At 57.3% G+C, this 12,118-nt stretch carries 7 protein-coding genes; 3 read left to right on the forward strand and 4 right to left on the reverse strand.

Features of this window, described 5'->3' with window-relative positions:
* The first annotated feature begins 48 nt into the window (after nucleotides 1-48).
* Nucleotides 49-3,453 (forward strand): Rne/Rng family ribonuclease, encoded by a 3,405-nt coding sequence (locus BLT38_RS01520; protein ID WP_083343589.1) that lies wholly within the window; start codon nucleotides 49-51, stop codon nucleotides 3,451-3,453.
* A 73-nt stretch (nucleotides 3,454-3,526) separates the two neighbouring features.
* On the opposite strand, the gene BLT38_RS01525 is transcribed toward BLT38_RS01520, so the two are convergent.
* Together BLT38_RS01525 and BLT38_RS01530 are read right to left on the reverse strand one after the other, a co-directional pair.
* Nucleotides 3,527-5,842 (reverse strand): GH92 family glycosyl hydrolase, encoded by a 2,316-nt coding sequence (locus tag BLT38_RS01525; RefSeq protein ID WP_083343590.1) that lies wholly within the window; start codon nucleotides 5,840-5,842, stop codon nucleotides 3,527-3,529.
* Between the two features lie 129 nt (nucleotides 5,843-5,971).
* Complete coding sequence (locus BLT38_RS01530; protein WP_083343591.1) at nucleotides 5,972-7,192, reverse strand: PQQ-dependent sugar dehydrogenase; 1,221 nt, start codon at nucleotides 7,190-7,192, stop codon at nucleotides 5,972-5,974.
* Nucleotides 7,193-7,367: 175 nt separating this feature from the next.
* On the opposite strand from BLT38_RS01530, the gene BLT38_RS01535 reads away from it, so the two are divergent.
* On the forward strand, nucleotides 7,368-10,265 hold the full coding sequence (locus tag BLT38_RS01535; protein ID WP_172838103.1) for a glycosyl hydrolase: 2,898 nt from the start codon (nucleotides 7,368-7,370) through the stop codon (nucleotides 10,263-10,265).
* A 14-nt stretch (nucleotides 10,266-10,279) separates the two neighbouring features.
* Here the strand turns inward: BLT38_RS01535 and BLT38_RS01540 are convergent, their stop codons facing one another.
* Entirely contained in the window at nucleotides 10,280-10,513 is a 234-nt protein-coding gene (locus BLT38_RS01540) for a hypothetical protein (protein WP_083343593.1), read from the reverse strand.
* Nucleotides 10,514-10,783: 270 nt separating this feature from the next.
* Here BLT38_RS01540 and BLT38_RS01545 point away from each other — a divergent pair, with 270 nt between their 5' ends.
* Nucleotides 10,784-11,716: a TIGR03435 family protein gene (locus BLT38_RS01545; protein ID WP_172838104.1), complete on the forward strand. Its 933-nt coding sequence runs from the start codon at nucleotides 10,784-10,786 to the stop codon at nucleotides 11,714-11,716.
* Between the two features lie 6 nt (nucleotides 11,717-11,722).
* Here the strand turns inward: BLT38_RS01545 and BLT38_RS01550 are convergent, their stop codons facing one another.
* Nucleotides 11,723-12,106 (reverse strand): nuclear transport factor 2 family protein, encoded by a 384-nt coding sequence (locus tag BLT38_RS01550; protein WP_083343595.1) that lies wholly within the window; start codon nucleotides 12,104-12,106, stop codon nucleotides 11,723-11,725.
* Nucleotides 12,107-12,118: the final 12 nt, after the last annotated feature.

Here is a 12,118-nt window from a genome sequence, read left to right on the forward strand (position 1 = left end):
CACTGACCTGAAGTCTCTCGTAACCGTTAGCGGAAACGAGCAGGACACATGTCGAAGGAAATTTATATCTCCACAACGCCGCATGAGACGCGGCTGGCCATCGTCGAAGACGAGCAACTGGCGGAGATTTACTACGAACGCGAGAACGAATACACACTCGCAGGCTCCATTTACAACGGAAAAGTGACCCGCGTGCTGCCAGGCATGCAGTCGGCGTTTGTCGACATTGGCCTGGAGCGCGATGCCTTCCTGTATGTCACCGACTTCATGGAAGAGCAGGGTGACTCCGCAGATTTCGATTCCAGCGAAAGCAACGGTGGCGGCGGTGGTGGTCGTCGTGGCGGACGCGAGCGCGGTGGTCGTGAACGCGGCGGACGGGATCGTGAGCGTGGTGGCGAGCGTCGCCAGGCTTCGGATGCTTCTGCAGAGACCGAAAGCACTGTTTCTTTTGATGAGCCGATTGCACCTTCGCCGACTGAAGGCGTGGGCACGATTGATGCAGAGGGGACGGGTGGCAGCCGACGGTGGCGTGGACGTCGCGGACGTCGTCGCGGTCGTGGTCGCGGTGAATCGCCTGAGGTTACGGCAACGACTGCGGATGATACCGAGTCGGTGACGATTGAAGGCGGTTACGACGAGGACGAAGAGACGACCTCGTTGAATGCTGCTGATGAAACCAGCGCTATTGAGATTGATCTTTCTGCTGAGGCTGAAGCGCCGACGCAGGGTTATAACCCGAGCCAGGGCCGTGAGCGCGGTCGTAAGGATGATCGTCGCGGTGGCCGTGGTGGACGGGATCGTCGTGGACGTAACGGTGGGCGTGACCGCGATCGTGGTGAACGTAACAGCCGTCCGGCAGAGGCTCCGCTGTATGACAACAGCTATGCGGGATACGATGCACCGGAGGACCTGCTGCCGGAGTCGACGGGTGAGCCGATTGTGCTGCCCGGAGAGTCGATCCGTAAGTATCGTGACCCTGCCGAAGTAGCCGCGGAAGAAGAAGAGGCACGGAAGAACGCGCCGCCGAAGGCTGAGGTGGTGACGGTTTCTACGCCGTCGATTGAGATTGTGGGTTGGGATGGTGGTTCGGTGTTGCCGGGCGAGACGCTGTCGCGCCATAAGAATCGTGCGCCGAAGGTTGTTGCTCCTGCAGTTGCAGAAGCTCCGGAACCCGCGCTTTCGCCGGAGGTGGAAGAGGCGCTGAGTGCTGATGCTGGCGCGGCCTTCGATGATGTGCCGGTTGCTCCTGTTGTGGAAGATGCGGAGCCGGTGGCACCTGAGGCCGAGTTTGAAGTGGCCCCGGTGACCGAGGTTGTTGAGGTCACTGAGCCGGTTGAGTATGAGCCTTCTGAAGGCGAGAGCGTGAGTGTGAAGGATGAGACTCGCCGCGATCTTCGCCGCTTTGAGCAGGAGCCAGATAAGCCAGAGATTTCTGCAGAGGCGGAAGCCATCATCGAAGCCGAGACGGATGCGATTGGCGAGAGCACTGAAGAAGTTGAGTATGTAACGGCGGCAGAGCCTGCGGAGACAGTGGCTGCAGAAGAGGCCATTGAAACGGGTGCGGAGACTGACCCGACTACTTATGATCTGCATGCTGAAGCGGAGACTGTTGCGGAGCCGAATTTCGCTGCTGAACCTAACTTCTCTACGCTGCAGGCTTCGGGCGAGTTGTTGTCAGTTACTGCTGGTGTGGAAGAGCAGGGTGTATCGCCGATTGCGCAGCAGGATATCTATGAGCCTGCAACGCCGGTCGCGGTTGAAGGTGCAGTGCAGTCTGTGACGCTGGCTGAGGCAGAGACCACGCCGGAACCGGTGGAGTCTGAAGAAGAGTTCCAGCCGCAGATTCATGCGTATGGCGATGGCGACTTCCACGAAGAAGAGATCGACGAGGAAGATGAGTTCGAGTACGAAGCTCTGACTGGCCACGCAGACGACGAAGAAGACGAGTACGAAGAAGAGACGCTGGAGGGTTCGTCGGATCTGGGCGGTGTGTTGCACGAGATGCACCTGGACCGGGAAGTACAGACCGAAGAGTTTGACGAGGAAGAGGATGCCAGCGGTGGATTCACCGAGGCTGACTTTGCCGGTGGTGATGAGGAAGAAGAGGAAGAGCCTTCCGAGTCTTCGACCAGTGAACCGAAACCGGAACGCAACGAGCGCAGCCGTCGTGGTGGACGTGATCGTCGCGGAGGTCGCAACAGTGGTGGCGATCGTGGACGTGGGCGTCGTCAGTCAGTGCAGACGCAGGACCTGCCGGCGATCAACGAATTGCTGAAGCCGGGTCAGGAGATTCTGGTTCAGATTGCGAAGGAGCCGATTGCAAAGAAGGGTGCGCGTATTACTTCGCACATCGCTTTGCCGGGACGCTTCCTTGTCTTCATGCCGACGGTGAATCACACGGGCGTGTCGCGCAAGATTTCATCGGATGACGAACGTCGTCGTTTGAAGTCGATTCTGTTGTCTGAAAAGGGCGATGCGCAGGGTGGATTCATTGTGCGTACCGCTGCGGATGGTGCGAGCGAAGAAGAGCTGCGTACCGATCTGCGCTTCCTGATCCAGATCTGGACTGACATTAAACAGCGGTCGGAGTCTTCGAAGTCGCCTGCGCTGATCTATCACGATCTGAATCTTGTCGAGCGTATTCTGCGCGATCAGGTGACGGACAACTTCTCTGCGATCTGGGTGGATACGGAGCAGGAGTATGAGCGTGTATTGCGCTTCCTGCAGCGCTTCCAGCCGTCGCTGGTGCGTCGTGTGAAGTTGTACACGAAGGAGACGCCGGTCTTTGAACACTTCGGCATTACGCAGGAGATTGATAAGGCGCTGAAGTCGAAGGTGTGGCTGAAGTCGGGTGGATCGATTGTGATCAACCAGACGGAAGCGCTGGTGGCTATCGACATCAACACCGGTAAGTATGTTGGTAAGACGGCTCGTCTGGAAGACACGATTGTGAAGACGAACCTGGATGCGATTCCGGAGATTGTGCGTCAGATTCGTCTGCGCGATCTGGGCGGCATCATTGTGATCGACTTCATCGACATGGATGACCGTAAAAATCGTGCGAAGGTGCTGCAGGCACTTGAGGACGAGATGAAGACGGATCGTGCTCCATCGAAGATTCTGCCGTTCAATGATTTCGGCCTTGTGATCATGACGCGTAAGCGTGTGAAGCAGAGCCTGGAGCGCACGCTGTGCATTCCTGATCCGATCACTGAAGGTACGGGCATGATCAAGTCGCCCATCACGGTTGCGAATGAAATCTATGTGGAGATGCGGAAGATGCATCGTCACCTGGAGAAGCAGGATGTTCTGCTGCGTGTGCATCCGGAAGTGGTGAAGACTCTGAAGCTGAATAATGCGAAGCGACTTGTGGAACTGGAAGAGATGACTCGGAAGACGATTCTGTTGAAGAGCGATCCTTCCCTTAGCCCTGAGGCGTTTGATATCCACTAATCGTTTTGTGAGTAGGAATAAGAAAGGCGGATGCGATTGCATCCGCCTTTTCTTGTTTGTGAATTTTTGTGTGTTAGTTGCAGAGTTTGAAGCCGGGATCGGACATGGAGGGTGGTGGTGTTGCTTTGCCCCATGTTGCGCTTGGAGATGAGCCCATGGTGAGGATAAGTTCGCCTCCGTTCGCAATGTCGGCGTGACGGAACCATGTGTTGTTGAGTGGCTTGCCGTTGAGTGTGGCGGATTGGATGTAGCGGTTGAGGCCGTCTTCGCCTGCGTTTTTCGCTACGATATGCAGCGTCTTGCCGTTGCCGACTGCGATGGTGGATTCAGGGATGGCGGGTGTGCCGAGGATGTAGATGCCCTGGCCTGCGACGGGATAGAAGCCGAGTGTGTTGAAGATGAGCCAGCTCGACATGGCACCGGAGTCGTCGTTGCCGGGGATGCCGCTGCGTGTGTCGCTGAACCATTTTTCAAGCGTGAGGCGCAGAACGTCTGCAGTGTGATCCGGGTGGCTGGACCATGCGTAGAGCATGGGTAGAAGGAAGCCGGGTTCGTTGCTGACGTCGTAGTGGCCGTGGGTGAAGGTGTAGTCGAGGCGGCGTGCGAATTCTTCCGGGCCGCCTGAGAGTTCGACGATGCGACGCATGTCATGTGGTGCGTAGAGCGAGTAGGTCCACTCGTCGCCTTCGTAGAAGAAGCTCCACCATGAGCCGCGTACATCTTTGTTAGGTGCGGCCCATGTGCCGTCGGGATTTTTCGGACGGGTGAAGCCTTTGAAGCCGGGAACGCTGCGTTTGGCGCGTGGATTTACGTCAGCGCCCTCTTCCAGATTTTTATCCCAAAGGTTTTCAAAGTTGTGTGAGCGGGCGAGGTACTTCTTTGCGATGTCGTCTTTGCCGAGACCGCAGGCGACTTCCGCGATGGAGTAATCGTCGTTGCTGTACTCGACTGTGCGGGAGCCGGAACGCTCGTCTCTATTCGTTACGTAACCTAACTTGTTGTAATCGTCGATGCCGCCACGGCCTTCCTTTTGCAGGTCAGCGGGAGTGACTTCCGCGTTCTTGATCATTGCCTGCAGAGCGGTGTTCCAGTCGATGCCGGGAAGATGTTTCACGTAGGCGTCGGCAACCATTACATCGGTATTGCTGCCGCCTTGCGTGCGGCCGGTGACGTTGCCGCTGCGTGCGTCGGGCATGTAGCCGTCGTGCTGATAGATGTTCAGCAATGAGCGTACGAGGTCACGTTCACGATCGGGTGCGACGAGTGTGAGGAAGGGCGCGGAGGAGCGGAAGGTGTCCCACACTGCGTAGTAATCGTCGTAGTAAGGTTCGGTGGATTGCCAGAGCGGATTCTCGCCGGTGCGGTCTACGGGCATCATCATGGTGTGGTAGATGGCCGTGTAGATCATGCGGCGTTGCTTCTCCGTTGCGCCGCTGAGGTGGATGGTGTCGAGCTGTTTCTGCCACTGCGCTACGACGTTGCGACGCGCTGCGTCGAGATCGTAAGTGGGCATCTCTTCGCGCAGGTTGTTGCGTGCCTGATCGATGGAGACGAAGGAGATGCCGACGCGCACGTGGACCTGTTGCTGCGCACTTGTTTTGAAGTCGAGGATGGCGCCGATGGGTGTTTCTGCGTTCACCGTTGCGTTGTGGTCATTGGTGATGCGGATGGTGGACGTGTCAGGGATGCTGTCTTTCCATGGGTTGCTGCCGTTGCCGGTCCATGTGCGTGCTGTGGTGACGGGCGCGTCGGTCTGGAGAACGAAGTAGACGCGGTATTCGCCGCCGCGATTCCATCCGCCACTGTAACGGCCGATGCCGGTGATCTCATGCAGGTTGGTAACGTGGACTTCACCGCCGACGAAGTGTTGGTCTTCCCATCCCTGCGAGTTGCCGCGCGAGAGGCAGTGTTCGAGATCGAGTGTGAGATGTGCGTTCTGCGATGCGGGGAAGGTGTAGCGATGGATGCCGGTGCGGCGTGTGGATGAGAGTTCGGCGCGGATGTTGTAGCGCGTGAGTGTGGCGGCGTAATAGCCGGGTTGCGCGGTTTCTTTTTCGCGCGGCGATGCGATGGCGAGTGGTGTGACGTCGCCCGTTGTGGGCATGACGAGGATGTTGCCGTACTTGCCTTGCGCGCCACTGAGATGTGTGTGGCTGAAGCCGAGGATGCTGCCGGTTGACGAGTAGCCGAAGCCTGAGGGCCTGTGGTCAAACGTCTCCATGTCTGGGCCGAGCTTGACCATGCCGAAGGGAATGGCGGAGCCGATAAAGGTGTTGCCGCCCCAGTCGACGCCGATGTAGGGATCGATGTATGAGGTGAGCGGCTTCGGCTGCTGCGCGTGAAGCGTGGAGGCAAGGAGGAGCGCGAGGGCAAGAGTCTGCTTCGTCATGGCGGGTCTTGAGAAGGGTACAACTTTGCGATGACGATTTGGTTGACGGAAAGTTTGGCTCGCAATGCGAAGTGCCCACATCTCTTGATCGAGATGTGGGCACTGTTGTTGGCTTTGGTTGTTGCTGGCTTACTTGGGGGTTACGCGGTAGACGCCGCCCTTGGCATCGTCTTCGAGGAACCAGAGTGCGCCGTCGGGAGCTTCTTCCACGTCGCGGATACGCTTACCCACGTCCCAGCGCTCTGCGGGCTTCGCCGTGGAGCCGGTGATGATGACGCGGTTGAGGGTGTGTGTGGCCATGCCGCCCATGAGCAGGTTGCCGTCCCACTGCGAGAACATCTTGCCCTTGTAAAACATGATGTTGCCGGGGGCGATGATGGGCGTCCAGTAGATGACGGGCTTCTGCAGGTCAGGGCGCGTGTCCGGGCTGGGGATGGGCACGCCGTTGTAGTTCACAGCGTAGGAGACGAGGGGCCAGCCGTAGTTCTTGCCCTTCTCGATGAGGTTCAGCTCGTCACCGCCGCGGGGGCCGTGCTCCGCTTCCCACAGCTTGCCATCGGGAGCGAAGGCGAGGCCGTAAGGCGTGCGGTGGCCGCTGGTCCACGTTTCAGACGGGGTAAGGTTGGGGCCTGGGAAGGTGTAGTCGCGGACCTTGGGTGCGGTCTTGGCGGCTTCCGTGTCTGACGGCGGATCGATCACAGGAACAGTCGGCGCGCCGGTCTTGCCAGCCCAGGGGTTGCCGGGTGCGGGCTTGCCGTCGAGCGTGAGACGGAGGATTTTGCCGAGGGGCTGGTTGGGATCCTGTGCTGGTGTCATGCGCTGACGCTCGCCCACGGTGAGGTAGAGGAACTTCTTGTCAGGTGAGAAGGCGATCTGCGCGCCGAACTGGCCGCCGAGTCCGCGTTCGCCGTCGCGCCAGATGACCTTCAGGTCTTCCAGGCTTGCGGCGTTCGGCTTTAGATCAAGACGAGCTTTTGCCAATGCAAGGCTGGAACCGCCCGGTTCACCGGGTTCGGAGTAGGTGAGGTAAACGCTGTGATCCTTTGCGTAAAACGGCGAAAGGAAGACGCCGAGCTGACCGCCCTGGCCCTTGTACAGCACGGGAGGAACGTTGGCGACGGGAATGCTTTCACCCTTCTGCGTCATGAGGACCATGCCGCCAACCTTTTCTGTGATGAGCATGCGGCCGTCTGGCAGGAAGGCAATGCGCCAGGGATAACGCAGCGTGGCCACCTGGGTCATGGTGAAGGGCAGGCTAGCTTCAGGCTTCTGTTCACCTGCGTTGATCTGTGCCAGGGCAGGCTGGAGAGCGGAGGCCAGCAGCAATCCTGTGAGTGCAAACCGTTTCATGGGTTTCCTTCCTTTTATGGGGACGTACACGATGAAAGATGACGAACTCAAGGATACGATGCGCGTTGTTTTCTGTGCATGAAAGATTGCGCCTGCGAGCGTCAGAAGAAAATTCGGTTCACGAAGATGTATGGGGTCACTTAGGATGAGGTGCCTTACAGGAGATCTTCTGGTGATGGGTTCTGGCTACATGGGGTTGAGATTTGCGTTGTTGGGATTGGGTGTTTGGGTTCCGGGTGTCGCGATGGCGCAGGCTGCAGGAACGAATCAGGGATGGACGCGATGGAACCCGGTAACTCCGCTAACGGCCCAGAGCTTTGCGCACCCGTCCATGTCGGACAGGCCGTGGGTGCGGATGAATACGCCAGATGGGCTGACTTCCGATGAGTTGAAGGCGGAAGTGGATGCGATGGCCACTGCGGGTATTGGCGGCGTGGAGATTGGGCAGGGAACGTTTCCGGCGACGCCGCAGTTGATTGCGATTTTGCAGGAGGCGAATCGCAAGGGGCTGAAGGTGAGTTTGAGCCATGGGGCGACGACGGCTCCGAAGGGATACAGCCTGGACGAAGAGAACGTGCGTAAGACGTTGTTGTTTACCGCGTCGGATGTGAAGGGCGGGCTGACTGCGGATGTGACCTTTAAAGCTCCGTTGCCGCCGGTGAATCGTGGGTTTGGTGGAGGCGGTGGTGGGGGCAGGCCTGCACCTGCGCCGCAGCCTCGCCGCAGCACGCTGATTGCAGTGATGGCTTACAAGTGTGTGTCTTCCTGCGAGAGCGGCGTCGCTACGCTGGATTTTTCTTCGGCTGTGGATGTGACGTCTCAAATTACGGCCAAGGATGCGGCTGGAGTGGGTGGTGGTCCTACTACGGGCAAGCTTGCTTGGAAGGCTCCTGACGGTGGTGACTGGAAAGTTGTTGCGTTCTGGTCGCAGGGCGCTAATGCGCAGCCGGATCTGTTTAGCAAAGCAGGCACGGATGAACTGATTCGCGGCATGGAGGCTGATTGGACGCCGGACGTGAAGGCATTGCTGAAGGCGAATGGTGGGGATATTTTTTATGACTCGCATTCGGCGGATCGCGGCAGCCCGACAGAGTTGTGGACGAACAACATGGAGGCAGAGTTCAAGGCGCGGCGTGGGTATTCGCTGTTGCAGAGTGCCGCTGCTTTGTTCCCGCAGAACTTCACGTTCAGCGATGGCAGTGCGGAGCGTGTGCGCAATGATCTGAATGCGGTGCGTACACAGCTTTGGATTGAGAACCATTTGAAGCCGATGCGTGCGTGGGTGCATGGATACAATCTGCGTTTGCGTTTGCAGCCCTATGGTGAAGTGGTTGCCGCAACGCCGGATGAGATTGAAGCGGCGAGTGTGTTGGATAGGCCGGAGACGGAGTCATTGTTCTTTGGCGATGAGGTGGATAGTTTTCTACCGATTGCTGCGGCGAATCATATGACGGGCAACACCTGGTACTCGACGGAGTGTTGCGCCGCTGTGTCGAAGGCGTATGCGCAGACATTTCAGGATGCTGTGATTCGTATGCATCGTGAGTATGTGGCGGGTGTGACGAAGCTGGTGTATCACGTGTATCCGTATCGTGATGCAAAGGATTCGAAGTGGCCCGGATATCACTCGTTTGGTTCTGCAGGATTTTCGAATGCGTGGGGGCCGCGTAATCCGAATTGGATTGATGCGACTACGTACAACGATTACTTCGCTCGCACGCAGCAGGTGCTGACGCAGGGTACGGCGAAGGTGGACGTTGCGGTGTACATGTTGAGCTATACGTTTCCGCAGCCGATGCAGGTGAAGGGTGGTTTTCACATCTGGCCGGATACAAAGCTGCAGGAGGCTGGATTTACGCGGGATTATCTTGATCCTGCGTTGCTGGCGATGCCGAGTGCGACGGTGACGAATCATGTGCTTGCAGCGAATAAGCCTGCGTATAAGGTGCTGATCCTGGATGGAGAGCAGCAGCCTAATGCTAATCCGGAACGCGATGCGATGCCGCTGGCTGCGGCACAGAGAATCCTCGCTCTGGCGAAGGCGGGATTGCCTGTGGTGGTTGTGGGTAAGGCGCCGGATCATGTGCCGGGACGCGATACGAAAGATGATGCTGCTGTGAAGTCGACCATGGACGCGTTGATGCAGTTGAAGAATGTGCATCGTGTATCGCATGAAGGGGATGTGCCTGCGTTGTTGTTGTCGTTGGGCATTCATCCATCGGCAGAGCCAGAAGCTCCTTCGCAGGTGTTAAGTCTACGGCGCGAGGATGCGGCTCGCGGCGTGCAGTATTACTTCTTCTACAACCAGCAGGAAGTTACGCCAGCGGGTGAGCCTGCGAATTTGTTTGAGCCCGCGGGGACGAAGGTGTTTGACGGCAAGGTGACGCTGCATGGGCAGGGTAAGCCGTACGCGCTGGATGCGTGGAGTGGCGCGATTGTGCCGTTGAAGGGATTCGAAACAGTTGAGGGTGGTGTGCGTGTGCCACTGCATATCGCGGCTGATGACGCAGTGGTCATCGCGTTGAGTAAGACGCCTCTCACTTCGGCTGTTGTCGGCGCTGTGGTGACTGCTGCTGGTAGCGGAAAGACGATGGACCTTACGGGAGCGCGATGGCATCTTGCGGTGGAAGATTGGAAGCCCGCTGTGAAGTATGGCGCAACGGGTGCGGAAGCAACGCAGACTTCGAAGGATGCGATTCCTGTGGAGTTGGAAGGACTGAAGTCGTGGAAGCAGATTCCGGGGTTGGCGGATGTGAGTGGTGTTGGCACTTACACGACAACGCTTAACTTGCCTAACGATTGGAAGTCCGGATCTTCCGTGTTGCGGCTGGGCGAGGTAATGGATTCGTTCCAGTTGAAGGTGAATGGGAAGCTGGTGCCTGTGAATCAGATCAGTGCTTCCGCGGACGTGGGTAAGTATCTTCATGCCGGTGCGAACACCATTGAAGTGCGCGTGGCGACGACGCTGAACAATCGGCTTTCGCAACTGGACGCAGATGTGCGCAAGCGAAAGATTGTGCAGGAGTATGGATTGATTGGGCCCGTGGTGCTGCAGACTTCAGCGCAGCAGTAATGGCCCCATCTATCTTAGGGATGGCATTGAACCGTAATGGTGTCCATGCCGCTGAGCCTGTGAAGCAATGCTTCAATGCGATAGGCATGTTGCACTTCGCAGTCGAAACGCACCGTGATGGTGATGGTGTTCTGACTGCTTTCACCGGTAAAGGAGCGGATGTTGACTCTCTGCGTTTCAAAGACCTGAAGCACTCTTTGGAAGAAGAGATGTGTCTGCGTTGCGCTTAATTCGAATGTCCATGTCATAAGTTGTTTCCTGCTGAAAATGAAAATGCCACCTACCCGCTTGGGTGGTGGCCATGAGCTGTCGGAATGTAAAAGCGTCTAAGTCGCTATCCGGCCACCCATGGCAGAAGTAATGCAAATCGGAAGAATCGCGCACACGGTGCATACCTGCGAGCGAAGCGAAAGTCCGAGATGGAGGTTGGTCGGGTACATACGTTTGTTGTCCTGAGTTATACCAAATTGCTCTTTCCGCTCGCAATTCTGTGCTACGAATTTACCGATAGGTGCTGGATGAATCGATTTGTGCTGCACGTTGTATTTGCAATGATCACAACAGGTTCTGTGCTGGCACAGGCACCTGCAAGTGCTGATCGACCTGCGTTTGATGTTACTTCAGTGCGGCCAAGTAAAGCAGGTGTGGCGCAGCGATCGAATGTGCCGTTGGACTCTGGCAATGTGTACAGCACGGTGAGTGCGGATGATGCGCGCACGGCTGCGGGTGGGTATTTTGTAGCGACGCATCAGCCGCTGTGGCGCTACATCTCGTTTGCTTATAAGTTGTCAGGAACGCAGGAGCTTTCGTTTCGCTTCAACATGTTCTCTGGTGCGCCGAAATCTGGTGCGCCTTTTTGGGTGACAGGTGGGTTTGATTCACCGCCGGAGTTCTTCGACATCTCAGCGCGTGCGCCTGCGGAGACGACGATCGACCAGATGCGGTTGATGATGCAGTCGTTGTTAGCGGAGCGTTTTCATCTTTCGATGCATACGGTGCAAGCGGACGCGCCGGTGTTTGCGTTGGTATTGGAGAAGGATGGTGTTACAGGTCCGAAGCTGCAACCGCATCCAGCTTCCGATACTTGCAGTGCGCCTGTGGCTGATCTGCCGCCGGTGTGTGGTGTGGTTGCGCATGTTGCTGCGACAACGCCTGGGCAGCACTATGGTGGACGCGGAGTTTCTCTTTCGCTTTTCGCGAACTCCATTCAGACGATGACAGGCATTGCTGCTGTGCCTCGGCCGGTGGTGGATGAGACGGGGCTGAAAGGGCTGTATGACTTCCATCTGACATGGGTGCATGATGCTGCGAGTGGAGACGCAGGCGTGGTGGATAACTCCGCAAACTTTCGCGATGCGTTGAAGCAGCAGTTGGGATTGAAGCTAAAGAACGATCGAGCGCCGATCCAGTTTTTGATTGTGGATCGTGTGGAGCGGGCTACTGAGAACTAGGTCGCTTTAAGGCATTTGCTGAACCCATTGTTTTCGCCATGCAGGCGCTTCGAATGGATCGGAAAAGTATTGCGTTTCGTGCACGACCTTATCGTCGCGGAACTCCATGATACTAACGGTGAATGCGGGCTTGCCCTGGTAGGTGATGGTGTATTCGGTGACCCAGAGGTTGCCCTGTCCGACGATTCGGTGCACGTGGAAGCCTGAGGGCTTTCCCGGATGATGGCCTCGCAATGCTTGAAGATTGTTTCGTCCGATGATGCGTTCGCCTGACTGCGGGTAATCGCAGATGGAGTCGTCGTCGTAGATGGCGTGCTCTGCGTTCAGGTCGCCGGATGCGGATGCCTGCCAATGCGCATCGAGCGCTGCGCGTATCTGTTGTTCTGACATGATGCGATCCTT

Origin of the sequence: Terriglobus roseus (assembly GCF_900102185.1) — a bacterium.
Lineage (GTDB): Bacteria > Acidobacteriota > Terriglobia > Terriglobales > Acidobacteriaceae > Terriglobus > Terriglobus roseus_A.